This is a genomic window from Nocardia sp. CA-120079 (genome assembly GCF_050955745.1).
Lineage (GTDB): Bacteria > Actinomycetota > Actinomycetes > Mycobacteriales > Mycobacteriaceae > Nocardia.
Genome location: NZ_CP192088.1, coordinates 1,425,956 through 1,444,172, shown reverse-complemented (window position 1 = coordinate 1,444,172; position 18,217 = coordinate 1,425,956). Strand labels below are relative to the sequence as shown.

Here is an 18,217-nt window from a genome sequence, read left to right as displayed (position 1 = left end):
GTCATCGATCCAGTCGTGTGTTGAGAATCCGGGCGATCTGGGCAATCGCGCCCGGTTCGGTCATCGCGAGATGGGTCGCATCGATGTCGAAAGTCGAAATCTGCCCGCGAACCACCTGCGCCCATCCCTGGTGACCCGCGGCATCGGATCGCCTTTCACGTGTCGCGGTGAAGTAGAGCATGTCGCTGTCCAAGACCGCGGGCCGCCAGTCGCCGGCCGCCCGGACCGCCAGGTTGTAGGCGTCGGTCAGCCGCTCGATCCTTGCGGCGTCGATGCCGAGGCTGCCGCCCAGATGCTGTTCGATCAGGTCGGCGGCCTCCTCGGCGGTCGCATCGGCGCGCACGAAATCGACGCCCATGACCGGGCCGAGATTGCTGATCAGTTCTCCGGCCGTGACGGTGGCGATCGTCGACTCGTCGACACCGCCCACCTCGGCGTCCAACAGTGCCAGTAACGCAACCTGTTCACCGGCGGCGCGCATCTCGACGGCAATCGCGTGGGCGATCGCACCACCCAGCGACCAGCCGAGGAGGTGATAGGGGCCGTGTGGCTGAACCGCGCGAATCTCGCCGAAGTAGCGTTCGGCCATTTCCTCGATCGACGTCGGACCGGGCACCTCGCCGCCGATCTGTGGCGCCTGAATGCCGTAGATCGGCCGACCGTCGGACAGGTACCGGTCGAGTGTGCGGTAACACCACGACAGGCCCACTGCCGGGTGGATACAGAACAGTGGTGGTCGCGCACCGCCGGTCCGGATCGGCAGCAGCACGTCGAAGCCGACGCTCCGATCGACCGTGGGCCCGGAGCGCATACCTGATTCGATCCGCTTCGCCAGGTCGGCCGGGCAGGGATCCGACAGCATCCAGCTGATCGGAACCTCGTAGTCGAGTTCCTTGCGCAGCTCGCTCACCACTTGCACCGACTTCAGCGAGTTACCGCCCAATGCGTAGAAGTCGTCGTCGGCGCCCACCCGGTCCATGCCGAGTACCGCTGCGAAGGCCCGGGCAACCTCCGCTTCCAGCCACGACGAGGGCTCCCTGAACTCCCCCACCGCGAGCACCGGCTCCGGTAGCCGCGCGCGGTCCAGCTTGCCCGACGCGGTGAGAGGCACCGTGTCGAGCACCATCACCGTGGTGGGCACCATGTAGTCGGGCAGTTCGGCTGCCGCGTGCGCCATGACGGCCGCGGTATCGACCGTGGCGCCGGCGGCGGGCACCAGGTAGCCGACGAGGTGGTCCACCGCACCGGTGGAGTTCACCACAGCGATCGCCCGGGCGACGCTCGGATGCTCGGCGAGTACTGCCTCGATTTCACCGAGTTCGATGCGCAGGCCGCGCAGCTTCACCTGGAAATCGGTGCGGCCCAGGTATTCCAATTCGCCGTTGTGGCGCCAGCGCACCAAATCGCCGGTGCGATACAGGCGCCGGCCGTCACCGTACGGGTCCGGAACGAACCGTTCCGCGGTGAGGCCCGGACGTGACCGATAGCCGCGCGCGAGCTGGTCGCCCGCCAAGTACAGCTCCCCGGCGACACCCGGCGGTACCGGATGTAACCGGTTGTCGAGTACATATGCCCGCGCATTCCACACCGGTGTGCCCATCGGCATGCTCCCGCGGTCGGCTTCGGTCACCTTGTGCGCGGTCGCACACACGGTGAACTCGGTCGGCCCGTACAGATTGTGCAACTCGATTCCGGGCACTGCGCGCCGCACCGCGGCCGCCACCTCGGGGCCGAATGCCTCACCGCCCACCAGGAACGTCCGCACCGACGCCAGCGACTCCGCGGACACCGCGTCCGCGAATACCGCCAGCATCGACGGCACGAACGCGGCGATCGTAACCCGCTCGGTGGCAATGGTTTCGGCGAGGTAGGCCGGGTCGGCATGCCCGTCGGCGCGCGCGATCACCATCCGCGCCCCCATCGCCAGTGTCGCGAACAGCTCCCACACCGACATGTCGAACGTGGCCGGAGACTTCTGCAGCACCACGTCATTCGGCGTCAGTTCGTAGATCTCGTTGACCCACCGCAGCTGGTTCACCACCGAACCGTGCAATATCGCAACACCTTTCGGTCGCCCGGTCGATCCCGAAGTGAAGAGCACGTACGCGATGTTGTGCGGTCGCAGCGGTGCGAGCCGATCGGCGTCGGTGACCGGCGCGTCATCGAATCCGGACAGCTCCAGCCCATCGAGGGACGACAGCTCCAGCACCGGCTCGGCGATCGACAGCATGTACTCGATGCGGTCGCCCGGTTGGTCCGGATCGATCGGCAGGTACCCACCGCCCGCGGCGTGCACCGCGTACATGGCGGTGACCTGGTCCAGTGAACGCCGCATCCGCAGCGCCACCAACGACTCCGGACCCACGCCACGCGAGATCAACCACCGCGCCAATCGGTATACGCCAGACGCGAATTCCGCATAGGTAAGCGACTGTTCGCCGAATGTCACCGCGGGCCGGTCCGCATGCGCCTGCGCGGAGTCGGTGAAGAGCGAGGCGAGCGTCTCGCCGGGAGGAAATCTACGATCGGTCGAATTCCACTGCGTCAGAACGGCTTCCCGCTCATCGGCGGCGAGCAGATCCACCTCGTGCACCGGCTGTGCCGCATCGGTGACCAGTGCGCCGAGTAGCCGCAGCAGGCGATCGACGATCGTGGTCACCGTCGTCGCGTCGAACAGGTCGCTCGCGTAGGTCACCGCGCCGCGGATGCCGGCCGGGGCACCGGTGGCATCGTAGGAATCCGACACCGAGATCTGCAGATCGAACAGTGCGGTGTCGGTGTCGGCCGTGATGGCCGACACCGAGAGGCCCGGCAGTTCGAACTCGGCCCCGCCGACATTCTGGAATCCCAGCATCACCTGGAACAGTGGATGGTGGGCGTGCGAGCGCACCGGATTCAGTTCCTGCACCAGCCGCTCGAACGGCACATCGGCGTGCCCGAACGCGGCCAGATCGGTCGCGCGCACCTGCTCGAGCAGCTCGGTGAACGTCATCCCCGGGGTCAGCCGGGTCCGCAGCACCAGGGTGTTGACGAACATCCCGACCAGATCGTCGAGTTCGGGCTCGCCGCGTCCGGCATAGGGACTGCCGATCGCTATATCGTCCGTACCGGCCAGCCGGGCCAGCGTGGCCGCCAGCGCGGCGTGGAAGACCATGAACAGGGTCGTGTTGTGTGCTCGCGCGATCTGCTGCAATCCCGCGTGCAGATCGGCACCGACGGTCAACGGCACGCTCGCGCCCGCGTAGGTCTGCACGGGCGGACGCGGTCGGTCGGTCGGCAGCTCCAGCAAAACCGGGAGCTCCGCCAATTCGAGTGTCCAGTAGTCGATCTGGGCACGTAGCAGCGATTCCGAATCGTCTTCGGCCCCCAACACCGTCCGCTGCCAGATCGCGTAGTCGGCGTACTGTACCGGCAGCGGCGGCCGGTTCGGTGTCTCCCCGAGCAGGTGTGCCGCGTACCCGGTCATCATGTCCCGTGCCATCGGGCCCAGCGACGACCCGTCGCAGGAAATGTGGTGCACCACCACGGCCAGGACCCACTCGTTCGGCCCGAGCTCGAACAACCGCACCCGCACCGGCGCCTCGACCGTCACATCGAACACCCTCGACAGGAACGCCGACAGCGCCTCGGCCAGTTCCGGTTCCGCGATCGAGGTCACCGCGATCGGCGCGATTGCCTCGGCGGTGGGAAGGACGACCTGCGACGGCTCGCCCTCGGCATACGGATACACGGTCCGCAGTACCTCGTGCCGGTTCAGCACATCCTCGACAGCCGCGCGCAGCGCGTCGAGATCCAGCTTTCCGGACAGCCGAAGCACGATCGGAATGCTGTATGCGGCCGAGTCGGGCTCCAGCCGGTTCAGGAACCACATCCGCTGCTGTGCGTACGACAGCGGAATTCGCCGCGGCCGTGGCTGGACCGTCAACGCCACCCGGCCGGTGTCGGCCCGCGATTCGGCGCGCGCGGCCAACCGCGCGACCGTCGATGCCTCGAAAATCATCGATACCGGGATGGTCGCGTCGAGTGCGGCGCCGACCCGCGCGGCCAGGCGGGTGGCCACCAGACTGTTGCCGCCCAGTTCGAAAAAGTCGTCGTCGACGCCTAGCGGACCGTCGATGCCCAGGACTTCGGCGAATACGCCTGCCACTATTTCCGCCACCGGTGACTCCGGGGCCCGGAATTGCTTGGCTTGGACGACGGGTGCGGGCAGGGCCGCGCGGTCGAGCTTGCCATTCGGCGACAGGGGGATCGCGTCGATGATCATCACCGCAGCGGGCACCAGATATGACGGCAACACTTCGGCCAACGCCGCCCGCAACTGGTCGCCCGAGAGGCTCGCCCCGTTTTCGGGTACCGCATAGGACACCAACTGTGCCGGGCCGGTGCCGGCACGCCACGGCACCGTGACCGCGTAGGCCACCTCCGCCCGCGCGCTCAGTGCCGCGTCGATCTCGCCGAGCTCGACCCGATAACCACGGATTTTCACCTGGGAATCGTTGCGTCCCAGGAACTCCAGGGCACCGTCGGTATTCCAGCGCACCACATCACCCGTGCGGTACATGCGACGTCCCGGTTCCCCGAACGGATGCGCCACGAACCGCGCCGCATTCGTCGCCGCCCTGTTCAGGTACCCGCGCGCCAGCGCCTGGCCCGCCAGATATAGCTCTCCGGCCACCCCCACCGGCACCGGCTGCAACCGGGCGTCCAGGACCAGCGCCTGTATTCCCGGCAGCGGGGCACCGATCGTCGGCCGGCCATCCGGTCGCAGTGCCCTCGTCGCCGTGGCGACGATCGTGGCCTCGGTCGGCCCGTACAGCACCTGGAATTTCCGGGCGCCTGCGAGGTCGGTGCCCGCCCATCGGCTCACCAGATCCGCCGGGACCTCCTCACCACCGGACATCACCAGCCGCAAGTCGTTCAGCCCGGCCGGATCCACCGACGCGAGCGCGGCCGGGGTCAGGAAGGCGTGGGTGATCCGCTGCACGCGCAGGAACTCGGCCAGTTCACCGCCGCCGTAGATCCCCGTCGGCGCGACGACCAGTGCACCGGCCCGGCTCACCGCGATCAGGTTCTCCATCAGTGCGGCGTCGAACGACGGCGACGCGAAATGCAACACCCTGGACGTGTGCCGAAGCTCGGGGTCGGCGCGCCAGCTCGAGATGAAATCGGCAATGCCCGAATGGGTGACGGCGACGCCCTTCGGCACCCCGGTGGATCCGGAGGTGAAGACCACGTAGGCGACATCCGAAGCGCGCAGCGGCCGCGTCCGCTCGTCATCGCCGATCGGGCCGCTGCCCGCCGCGTCGATGTGCGCGGCAACGGCCGGGTCGTCGAGCACGATCCAGCGCACGGCGTCGGACACCTGGGCGCGCGCCGACGACACCGTAACTCCCAGCGTCGCACCAGAATCCGAGACCATCTGCGCGATCCGGCTCGCGGGATAGCCAGGGTCCACCGGTACGTACGCCGCGCCCGTCTTGACCACCGCCCACCACGCGACGACGGACTCCATCGACCGCGCTGCCGCGACCAGCACCGAACTCTCCGGTCCGGCGCCACGACGGATCAGCACCCTCGCCAGCCGACTGGACCGCTCGTCCAGCTGCGCATACGACAACGTGGCCGCCCCCGCGGCAACGGCGCAGCCGTCGCCGTTGTCCCGGACGGCCGAGGCGAACACCTCCGGCAGCAATCCGGACGGCTGCAGCGCCACGGTGTGTGCCCCCACCCGCGACGTGAGCGCCGAGCGCTCGTCGGCTTCCAGCCAGTCGATATCGCCGATCACTACATCCGGATCGTCGGCGACGGCTTCCAGCACCCGCACCAGCCGTCGGACGATCGCCGCCGCGGTCGCCTCGTCGAACAGATCCCGCGCATAGGTCATCATTCCCGAGATGCCTTGTGCCACACCTGCATTTCCGGACGAATCAGAAAGCATCAGTTGTAGGTCGAACTGAGTCGCCCCGGTATCCACATCCGCAAGGGCCACCCGGACACCGGGCAGCGCCACATCGACCGTCGACACGTTCTGGAAGGCCAGGGCCACCTGGAACAACGGATGCCGCGCCGCCGACCGCTGCGGGCTCAACTCCTCCACGACCCGCTCGAACGGCACGTCCGCGTGCTCGAACGCAAGCAGGTCCGTCTCGCGAGTGCGCATCAGCAACTCGGTGAACGGCTCGCCGGTATCCACCCGGGTCCGCAATGCGAGGGTGTTCACGAACATCCCCACCAGATCGTCCAGGCCGGGCTCGCCGCGCCCCGCGACCGGGGTGCCGATCACTACATCATCGCTGCCACCGAGCCGCCCCAATACCGTTGCCAGCGCCGAATGCATCACCATGAACAGCGACGACCCGCGCGACCGCGCCAGCGCGAGCAGCCGCTCGTGCAGCCGCGCATCGATCCGCACCGGTACCCGGCCACCCGACAGCGAGGCGACGGCCGGGCGTGGTCGGTCCGCCGGTAGTTCCAGCCGGTCCGGTGCGCCCGCGAGCGTCGAGCGCCAGAACTCCAGCTGCGTGGACATCAACGAGGCCGGATCGTCCGGGGCACCGAGCATCTGCCGTTGCCACGACGCGAAATCCGCGTACTGTACCGCGAGCGGCTCCCATTCCGGCGCGTGCCCGGCCAGTCGCGCGGCATACGCCGCCATCACGTCACGGGCCAACGGTCCCATCGATTGACCATCGCCTGCAATGTGATGGACCACCAGCACCAGCAAGAATTCTCCTGTGTCACTCTCGATCTCGAACAATCCCACGCGCATCGGCACCCGGGCGGTCACATCGAATCCGCGCCGCACGAACTCGCCCACCACATCCGGGACCGAATCCGCAGGCACGCACACCGGCTGCACCGGCAGCGCGAACTCGTCGAGAACGATCTGGCGCGGCTCACCGGAGACTTCCGGATATATGGTCCGCAGTACCTCGTGACGTGCCATCACATCCGCGAGCGCGGCCGCCAGCGCCGCGGTGTCCAACTGACCCGACAGCCGCAGCATCACCGGAATGTTGTACGCCGCCGAGTCCGGGTCGAACCGGTTCAGGAACCACATCCGCTGCTGCGCCAGCGACAGCGGCACCGGGCCGTGGTGCACACCGGGCAGCAGGGGCAACCGGCCCTTACCACTGAGTGTCCCTGCAAGCGCGGCCAATTCGGCGACGGTCGGCGCCTCGAACACCGACCGCACCGGCACGCGCACGTCCATGGCCGCACCTATGCGCGCCACCACCAGCGAGGCGCTCAGCGAATCTCCGCCCAGCGCGAAGAAGTCGTCGTCGACTCCCACCCGGTTCACATCGAGTACCTGCTCGAATGTCCGCGCGACCAACTCTTCGAACCCCGGCGATGGGGCCCGGAATTCGCGCACGACGGCAACCGGTTCGGGCAACCGCTCGCGATCCAGCTTTCCGTTCGCGGTCAGCGGCACCTCGTCCAGCACCACCACCGCGGACGGCACCATGTACCGGGGCAACGCCTCGGCCAGCGCGGCACGTAACTGCGCGCCCGATACCTGCGCCCCGGTCGCGGGCGCGACATAGGACACCAGCAGCACCGGTCGCCCCTCATCGCTGCGCGGCACGGTGACGGCGTATGCCACATCCGCCCGCGCACCCAGCACCGCGTCGATCTCGCCCAGCTCGATCCTGGTGCCGCGCACCTTCACCTGAAAATCGTTGCGCCCCAAGAACTCCAGCTCACCGTCGGCGGTGCGGCGCACCATGTCACCGGTCGCGTACATGCGCTGACCCGGCTCCCCGAACGGGCATGCGACGAACCGCGCCGCGGTCAGCCCCATCCTGGCGACGTACCCATCGGCCAGGCCGGCGCCGAACAGGTACAGCTCGCCCGCGACGCCGACCGGCACGGGCCGCAACCAGGTATCCAGGACCGCGGCCGCGACCGGGCCGACCGGCTTGCCGATCGTGACCGCGGTACCCGGTGCCAGGGCGTTGCCGGAGGTAGCCCAGATAGTGCATTCCGTCGGCCCGTAGACATTGAGCATGGCGCGCTGCGGCGCCCACCGATCGACGAGTTCCGGCCCGACCGGCTCACCGGCCGCCGCCAGCACGCGCAATCCGTCGAGACCATCGCTCGGTACTGTCGCCAGCGCCGACGGGGTCACTATGGCATGCGAAATACCCTCTCGCCGAATAAGATTCGCCAGCTCGGGGCCGGCGTAGACATCGGCGGGCGAGATGACGAGCCGCCCGCCCGAGCCGTGCGCCATCAACAGCTCGAAGATCGAAGCGTCGAAGCTGGGCGAGGCGACCTGCAGTACCACCGACGTCGGGTCGACGTCGAGTATCCGCCGCTGCGCCGCGACGATATCGACCAAGCCACGATGGCTGACAAGAACGCCCTTGGGCGTTCCGGTCGACCCGGAGGTGTAGCTCACATACGCGGTCTGATCCCGCCGAATCGGCCCTGCGCGTTCGGCATCGCTGATCGGCGCGTCAGGGACCGAGTCCAGGGCGCGCAGCGTCTGCTCCGCGTCGAGGATCAGCCAGTCGATACCCTCGGGAAGGTGCTCCCTGGTTGACGTATCGGTCAGTCCGAGAACAGTTTTCGAGTCCGACAGCAGATATTCGATGCGCTCCGCCGGCAGGATCGGATCGATCGGCAGCAAGGCGGCGCCGGTCTTGGCCACGGCCCACACGGCGACCGTCGCCGCAAGGGATCGCGGCAGCACGGAGGCGACGATCTGTCCTCGCCGGGCGCCGTGGCGCAGCAGGATCCGAGCCAGACGCGTGGATCGCTCGTCGAGCTGCCGGTAGGTCATGGCGGCCGTGCCGTACCGCACGGCGATCGCGTCGAGTTCGGCGGCAGCCGAAGCTGCGAGCATGCGGTCCAACGTGTCCGGAATCGCTTCGTTGGCAACCGAAACCGGCCAGAGGGGCCCCGGTTCCTCGTCCAGCGGCAGCTCGCCCAGCGGCACGTCCGCGTTCGCGGCGATCCGGCACAGCAGCTCGACGAAGCGGTCGAGAATGCGGCGCGCCGCGGCGGTGTCGAATGCGCGTTCGTGGAATCGGAGGATGATCCGCAGCCCCTGCGCCTCGCCGTCCGCGGACTGCTTCGGTTCCACGATCAGACTCAGCGGGTACGGCGCCGCGTCCACACCGCTGAGTTCGTCCACCCGCAGACCCGCCGAATCGACGAGTTCCTGCAGCGCCGTCCGGTCGACGGGGAACGACTGGAAGGTTATGGCGGTGTCGAAGAGTTCGGGCAGGCCGACGCTGCGGTGTATCTCGGGTAGGCCGATATGGTGATGCTCCAGCATGCGCGCGTGCCGCGCCTGAATGCCGGTCAGTAACTCGCGCACCGTCATCGTAGGTTCGAGCGGGACTCGCACCGGAACCGTAGTCAGGAACATACCGAGCGTCTGATCGACCAGCGGCAACTCCGGAGGCCGGCCCGACACCGCGGCGCCGAAGATCACATCGCTCTCACCGGTCGATACGCGCAGATTCAGCGCCCAGGCCGCGGCCACCGCCGAATTGACGGTGACGGCCGTCTCCGCAGCCGCTCGACGGAGTTCGGCGAAACGATCCCCCGTGAGTTCGGCCGCGACCTCCGCGGCGGATACAGCGCCCGCCGTGGCTTCGCGGGACACCCGAGTGGGGGCTTCGACATCCGAAAAGGCCTGCGCCCATGCCGCTTTGGATGCCGCGCTGTCCTGGCGACCCAGCCAGGACAGATAATCGCGGTAGGAGGGAGCGGGACCGGCGGAGTCGATATGCGCGGGAGATCCGTAGTAGTCGAGCAGTTCTCGCATCAGCAACGGCATCGACCAGCCGTCCAGGATCACATGGTGATTCGTGACAAGCAGCCGGAAGGACCCGGCATCGAGACGGATCAGCGTCAGGCGCAGGAGCGGAGGAGCCGACAGGTCGAATCCGGCCGCCGCGTCCGCTGCCGCAATGGATTGCGGGTCGGCGGGCGACTCCGCATCGCCACTACCAGCGAGATCGATCTCCCGGAACGGGATTTCGGCATGGTCCAGCACGATCTGGCACGGCCCTGCCGCCGTCTCCACAAAGGCGGCCCGCAGGATATCGTGCCGGTCGACCACGGCCTGGGCGGCGCGGCGCAGCCGCTCACCGTCGACCTCGCCGGACAATCCGATCATCGTCTGGACGGTGTAGTTGTCCCCGGCATCCGGATCGAACGTCGCGTCGAAGTGCATCCCGGACTGCATTGGCGACAACGGCCACACGTCGGACAGCCCCCGGTACTGCCGTTCCAGCCGATCGATGTCCTGTTCTGTCAGCACGACGAGCGGATGATCGGGGGTTCGATCCGCCGTCGGGAGTCGAGCGGGTTCCTCGATGGTCACCGCAGCCGCGTCGCCGTCCGCCATTGCGGCGAGGGCGGCAACTGTCTTGCCTTCGAATACATCTCGCGGCGTGAGCGTGAGCCCGGCGGATCGCGCCAGCGCCACCAGCCGCATCGAGACGATGCTGTCCCCGCCGAGCGCGAAGAAGTTACTGTCGGCGGACACCGTGTCGAGATGGAGCACATCGGCGAACAGTTGCGCCACGACCTGCTCCGTATACGTCGACGGCGGCCTGCCTGCGGCGGCGTCGGATTCGAAGGCGCGCTGCCGCAACGCTTTCCGATCGATCTTTCCCGTAGGCGTGCACGGCATCTCCGCGAGCTGCACGATCGCCGCGGGATTCAGATAACGGGGTAGTCGGCCCGCGAGATCGTCGCCGAGTGCCGCCACATCGACGGCAGTGCCCGGCGCGGCGACGACATAGGACACCAGAACCGGTTCGCCGGCAGGCCCTTGCACCGCGACGGTGGCGACGCTCGCCACGTCCGGGTGGCGGGCCAAGTGGGCATCGATTTCCCCCGGCTCGATCCGCAGGCCGTGAATCTTGATCTGTTGATCGCCGCGGCCCAGGTATTCCAATGCCAACCCCGTGCGTCCGCGCACCCAGCGCACGGAATCACCGGTGCGATAGATCCGCTCGCCGCGGGGGGATCGCGGATCCGCAACAAAGCGCGACGCGGTCACGCCCGGTCGATCGACGTACCCGCGGGCCAGTCCGGGCCCACCGATATAAAGTTCGCCCGCGACACCGACCGGCACCGGCCGCAGCCACGTGTCGAGAACCATCGCGGACGCGCCTCGGATCGGGCCACCGATCGTCACCGGCTCGCCGGGTGCGAGGGCATCCGACCCCGTCGCCCAGATCGTGCACTCGGTCGGTCCGTAATGATTCATCAGCCGTCGCCCCCGGCCCCACCGTTGCACGGTGTCCGGCCCGGTCGCTTCGCCGACGACCGCGAGCGACGTCAACGACGGCGTCCGGGACGGATCCATGGTGTTCAGCACGGACGGGGTGATGATCGCGTGCGAAACCTGCTGCGACCGAAGCAATTCCTCAAGATCGGTCCCCGCGTACACCTCCGGTGGCGCCACCACCAGACACGCGCCGCTACTGTGCGCCAACAGCAGCTCCGACAGGCAAGCGTCGAATCCCGGCGACGCGACCTGCAACACCACCGAATCCGGACCCACACCGAACGCGTCGACCTGCGCCGCGACCAGGTCGGCAAGACCTCGATGGCTGAGGTGGACCGCCTTCGGTTTGCCGGTCGATCCGGACGTGTAGATCACGTATGCCGCATTGTCGGCCGACAGCTTCTCGGCCCCGGCCGGACGAGGTACACCGGCATGAGCGTCCGAAGCCGAAGCGTCCAGCAGCAACCAGTCGACAGTATCCGGAAGCCGCGGTGCCACAGCGCTGGTAGTCACGCCCAGCGTGATCCGCGAGTCGGACAGCAGCTCCCCGATCCGCGCGGCGGGATTGCTGGGATCCAAAGGCAGAAAGGCGGCACCTGTTTTCGCTACCGCCCAGATCGCGATGACCAGTTCGGCCGAACGGGGAACGGCCAATGCGACGATCGACTCGGCGCGCACACCATGGCCGGCCAGCAGGCGAGCGAACCCGTCGGCGCGACGGTCCAGCTCACGGTAGGTCCACGTGGTGTCACCGCACCGGATAGCCACGGCATCCGGATACCTGCGCGCGGTCCCCGACAGGATGTCGCGCAGCACGAGCTGCGCGGCCGGCTCCGTGCTGACGGCCGAAAGCAGTTCCGCGCGTTCGGAATCCCAGCAGCAGGAGATCGCGGCGACCTTCCGGGCGGGATCGCGGACGATCTGCACGAGCAGCAACTCGAATCGTTCGAGCAGCGTGCGGGCCTCGTCGGAATCGAATCGGGCGGTGGCGAATTTCAGCGTCACCGTGTAGGTCTCGTCGGCGTCCGGTCGTCCGTCGCGACTCGACCGCGGCGGGGTCACTTGCAAACTCAGCGGATACGGCGTGGCATCGTGTGCGTCGATCTCGACGAGCCGCAGTCCGGCGTCGGATAGATTGCGCGCCAACAGTTCCCGGTCGAGCGGATAAGACTCGAGCACCGTCGCGGTGTCGAACATATCGGTGATGCCGGTGGCCCGTTGCAGCTCCGCCAAACCGATGTGCTGGTGATCCAGCATTGCGGCCTGCTCGGATTGCACGCGGACGAGCAGGTCGCCAACGGTTTCGTCGGGCTCGAGCCGGACTCGGACGGGCAGCGTGTTGACGAGGAGCCCGACCATGCGCTCGATATCCGGAATCTGCGGCGGGCGGTGCGAGAGCGTATTGCCGAACACCACGTCCGACCGTCCGGTCAGGACGGCCACCAGCAATGCCCACGCCACCTGCAGGGCCGTGTTGGCGGTGATGCCGTGTGAGCGGCCCAGATCGAGAATCGCAGCGCTGGTCGCGGCGTCCAGGTTCAAGCCGACTTCCCCGGCCTGCGCGGTGACGGTCCGATCCGGTCCGCTGGTGACCCGCGTCGGACTGTCGATTCCCGCGAGCATCTCGCGCCACGCGGCGTTTGCGGCGTCGCGATCCTGAGCCTGTAGCCACTGCAGATACTCCCGGTACGAACGAGCAGGCGCGAGCTCGGCGGTATCGCAATCGGATGTGTACAGCGCGAGCAATTCGTGGATCAGCAGGGGCATCGACCAGCCGTCCAGCACGAGGTGGTGGTTGGTCACCAGCAGTTGGAACATGTCGACGCCGGTGCGCACGAGGTGGAAACGCACCAGCGGCGGTCGCGCCGGGTCGAACGGAGCCGCAGCCGCCGTCGCGAGTAGACGAAGTGCTGCCGCCTGCTGGTCGACATCGGTGATACTCGACTCGTCCCAGTCGACCTCGGTGTCGCGCAATACGATCTGACGTGGCCCATCGGCACTCTCGACGAACGCGGTCCGCAAGCTGTCGTGCCGGTCGATGAGCGCCTGCGCGGACCGCCGCATCCGCTCCCCGTCCACCTGCCCGGCGAACGTCAGCGCCGCCTGCACGATGTAGCCGTCGTCGCCGTCCCGGTCGTAGACCGTGTGGAACAGCAGCCCGGACTGCAGGGCGGTGAGTGGCCACACATCGCTCATCGACGGGTATTCCCGCAACCAGTGGTCGATATCGTCCTGCGATACCGCGGTGAGCGGGAAGTCGGATGGAGTGAAGCCGGGTGTGGTGTCGGATCGGACATGTTCGGCCAGCGCCCCCAGGGCTCGCGCCCACAGCCCGGCGAGTTCGTCGACCTCGTCGCCACTCAATACTCGTGAGGCGAACTCCCAGGTCGCGACGATTTCGAGCCCGTCGCGACCTTGCTCGGCGATCGCATTGATATCGAGCACGGCGGACAGCGCCATATCCGGATCGCTGGTCGCGGTCAGTGCGGTGAATTCGGTGGTGGGTGCCCAGGGCCCCGAGCGTTCACCGGCGCCCACCCGCCCGAGGTAGTTGAAACTGATCTGCGGTTCGGGCAGGTCTGCGAGCTCGGCGCTGCCCCGGGAATCGAGATGGCGCAGCATCTGATACCCGATGCCGTTGCCGGGCACCGCGCGCAGTTGTTCCTTCACCAGCTTTATCGCAAGTCCCGCACTCTTGCCGCCGGTCAGCGCATCATCGAGGTCGATATTCCCGCATTCGATCCGGACCGGACAGCGGGTGGTGAACCAACCCACGGTGGCGCTGAGATCGGCGCCGGGTACGGCCCGCTCCTCACGGCCGTGTCCCTCCAGCGAGATCAATTCTCCGTCGGCCGCCGCCGTACCGCGCCTGCGCCGCCACTCACCGAGTGCCAGAACCAGGGCCGCCAGCAGCGGATCGTTGGCACTGCAGTGGAAACGGTCCGGAATGGTGGTGAGAACCGCCTCGGCAACGGCTGCCGGGATGCGCTGACGTACCCGCCCCGCGGTGGCCCCGACATCACGATCCGGGATCAGACGGCGCGATCCGAGTAGCTGGTCGCCGCGCTCGAGTACGTCTTTCCACAGGTCGAGTTCCGTCGAGCGCCTGCCCGGCGTCTGCTCGACCAAGCCGTGCACCCATCGCCGGAAAGAGGTGGTGACCGCGCCGAAATGCGGTTCACCGCCGCCGGAAACCTGCGACCAGGCCTGCGCGAGGTCGGCGAGGATGATGCGCCACGACACCGCGTCGACGGCGAGATGGTGGATCACCAGCCACATCAGGTCGGGTCCCGAGCCTTTGCGATCCTGAATCCAGACGGCCTGAACGAGCACACCGTTGCCCGGGTCCAGGCGATCCGCGGCTTTGTGCAGGTGCCGGTCGACTTCGGCGGCCACACGTCGGTCGAGCCGAACATCGACGAGCGCGGCGTCCGGGTCGACCGCTTCCCGATCGAGTACCTCTACGTACCGATCAACCGAATCGCCTCCGCGCAGTACCGCGCGCAGCATGTCGTGGCGGTCCAGCAGGGATCCCAATGCGCGCACGAGACCCGCTCGATCGACCCCCTCGGGCAGCTGCACGAGCGCGGCCTGCGCGAATCGGTCGTAATGACCCCGATCGAGCATTGCGTGCATGATCGGCGACAACGGCATCGGTCCGACGCCGTCACCGGGCAACTCGGCCAGCTCGGGGATATCGCCGGCTTCGGTCGCCGTGGCCGCCAGGCCCGCGACGGTCTTGTGCACGAACACATCCTGTGTGGAGAAACTCAGTCCCTCGGCCTTGGCCCGCGCCACCAGCCGGATCGACAGAATGCTGTCGCCGCCGAGGGCGAAGAAGCTGTCGTCCGCCCCGACCCGAGGCACGCCGAGCACCTCGGCGAACAGCCTTGCGATCGTGTTCTCCCGGCCGGTTGCCGGCGCCCGGCCAACCGGCGCGGTCCCGAATTCGGGCTTCGGCAGAGCGCGGCGATCGACCTTGCCGAAGGCGTTCACCGGGAGGCTGTCCAACGCGAGGATCACCGCCGGGACCAGATGCGGCGGCAGTGAAGCGCGGGCGAAGCGCTGGAGTTCGGGCGGATCGATCCGACGGCCGCTGACGGGGACGACATAGGATGCCAGCACGGTCGTACCGGCATTGTTCTGCACCGGCACCGTGACGCACAGATCCACGTCCTCGTGGGTGGCGAGCGCGGCATCGATTTCACCCGGCTCGATCCGGTATCCGCGGATCTTGACCTGGAAGTCGCTGCGCCCCAGCATTTCCAGCGTCATTTCGCCGTCTTCGCCGGTCCAGCGAGCGATGTCGCCGGTGCGGTACATCCGCTCGCCGACGTCGCCGTACGGATCGGCGACGAACCGGGCGGCGGTTTCGCCGGACAGATGGCGGTATCCACGGGCCAATCCCGGCCCGGCGAGATACAACTCGCCCGCGCTGCCCTTGGGCACCGGTTGCAGCGTTCGGTCCAGCACCATCGCCGAGAAGCCACGGATCGGGCCACCGACCGTGTGCGCGCGGCCGGGGCGCAGCATGGCGCCGACGGCGGTCACGGTGGTTTCGGTGGGACCGTATTCGTTGTACATGGACAATGCGGTCCACCGCTCGATGACGTGCGGTGGACACACGTCACCACCGACCACGACCACCCGCAAGTCGGTCGTCGCACCCGGGTCCACGGTTGCCAACATCGCGGGCGTCAGCGTCAGGTGGGTCACGTGCTCGTCGGCCAGAAGTTGCGTGAGCGGCTCACCGCCGGTCACCTCGGGCGGCACGATCACCAGCGTCGATCCGGTCGAGAAGCAGGTCAGAAACTGCTCGAGGGAGGCGTCGAAACTGGGCGAGAGGGCATAGGACACGCGGGATGTCGTGTCGATGCCGTACGTCGCGGCGCGGTCGGCAACGAGATTCGCGAGGCCGGTATGGGTGACCTGGACGCCTTTCGGGGTTCCGGTGGATCCCGAGGTATACGTCATATAGGCGACATGAGAAGGCCGTAGTGGCCGGATACGGTCATCGTCGGAAATCGGGCCGCCCGCGGTGTCGGATTCCCACCAGGTCACGGGGTCGTCGAGAACCACATGGTGTATCTCCTGCGGGAGCCGCCCGCGCAGGGCATCGACCGTGATCGCCACGGCTGCACCGCTGTCGGCGACCATGTGCGCGATCCGCTTCGACGGGTACTCGGGAGCCAACTGGACGAACGCGGCCCCGCATTTCGCGACCGCCCACGTGGCCACGACCGATTCGACCGAGCGTCGCAGCATGATCGCGACCGCCGTGTCCGGCCCACAACCCAGAGCTATGAGATGCCGGGCCAGCTGCGAAGATCTGGTGTCGAGCTCGCCATAGGTCATCGTCTGCCCGGCCGAGGCGATCGCGCATGCACTTCGATTCCGGTGCGCGCTCTCGCTCAGCAGCTCCGGAAGCAGCCGTGTTTCGACCCCGCTCGGCCCCCGCACCGGCAGCAGCGCAGACCGTTCCTGTACTTCGAGCAGCGGCAGTCTGCTTACCGGACATTGCGCTCCCCCGGCGAGGAACTCGTGCAGGAACATGAGGAACCGACGGTGGTGACCGGCGAGTTCCTCAGGGCTGTAGGAATTCGGATTCCCCTGGAAGTCGATGTGTGTACTGTTCTTGCCCGCGCCCGAGTAGATATTGACGAAAAGGTCGGCGGTAGGACCCGAGGTGAGAACGTGCAGACGGCCTGTCGTATCGCCCAGCACAACCTCGTTCTCGATCATCATGAGGTTCACGGCCGGTCCGAAGGATGCCGCCTCGTCGCGCGCAATCCCCATATCGCGGAATATGTCCTCTTGGCGGTAGCGCTGCCGCCGCAGAGCACTCGTCAGCTCGCCCAGCACAGCGGCGACCAGTTCACCGACGGTGCGGCCCGCGACCCGCACTCGCAGCGGGACCACGTTTGCCACCATCCCCCCGGAACGGCGCAGCACGGCAGAGTGCCGACCCGAGACCGGCAGGCTCAGCAATACTTCATCGCTTCCGGTCATCCGCGCGAGATACGCGGCGAATGCCGCGACGATGGTCGGAGTCGCGCTCGGACCGTGTTCGACCGCGACGCTTTCCAGCAGCTGTGCGGTGGCGTCCGGCAGCTCTGCGCTGACCAGCGCCGGATGAATGGTGGGTTTGCCCACGCGCCCGGCCAGGCTGACGACGGGAGGCGCGCCTGCCAAGTGCTCCAGCCAGTATCTGCGGTCGTTGTCGAGACGTTCCGAGCCCCGGTACGCCAGATCCTGCTCGACGACGGCTCCCAGGTCCTGCGCCGCGCAGGGGGCCGCCTCCTCGAACTTCACCCAAGCGTTGTACAACTCGGTGATCCGGTGCAGCATCGTCACGGCGGCAAATCCGTCGAGCGCGATATGGTGCGCGCGCTGATACCACAGGTAGTGGTCCGCGCCGACCTGGAACACAATGCTCGTCATGAGGTCGTCGTGCAGCAAGTCCAGCGGAGCAGAATAATCCTGAGCCATAATTCGGTGCGCAGTCGCAACCGGATCGGAATGTCGGCGCAAGTCCATGACCGACACCTGAGCTCCATGTTCCCGGTCGACGAACTGGCATGGCTCTGCGTCGACCTCGATCAGGCGCATATGTCCGGATCCGAACTCGCGACCGGCGGTTCTACATGCCTCGGCAAGCAATTCCACGTCCAACTCGCCCGCGATCTCGACGTATTGGGCCACAGATATCGGCGACGACTCCGCAAGATGCTGAGCAAACCATATTCCCCGCTGTGCAGCAGTCAGTGGAAGAACGCCGGATGACGACGGTCGCGCGTATCCATCGCCGTTGGAAATCGTGCCGGAACCGTTACCCGAATCCAGGTTTCCGGAAGAGCGGAATGAGCCGGTTCGCCATGATTCAGACCGGTTCGGACTGCCATCCATACCACTCTTCGACTGGTCCATTTAGACCTCCGCTTATATCGTTCATTCAGGAAC

The 18,217-nt window shown here is 67.4% G+C and carries 1 protein-coding gene; it reads right to left on the bottom strand.

Annotated elements, in window-relative coordinates; genetic code table 11:
- Nucleotide 1: 1 nt before the first annotated feature.
- Nucleotides 2–18,184 (bottom strand): amino acid adenylation domain-containing protein, encoded by an 18,183-nt coding sequence (locus tag ACQPYR_RS06535; protein WP_433628785.1) that lies wholly within the window; start codon nt 18,182–18,184, stop codon nt 2–4.
- Nucleotides 18,185–18,217 lie beyond the last annotated feature (33 nt).

Excerpts from the sequence above, each read along its gene's own strand:
- ACQPYR_RS06535 (WP_433628785.1), bottom strand. The coding sequence starts at position 18,184 with ATGGACCAGTCGAAGAGTGGTATGGATGGCAGTCCGAACCGGTCTGAA.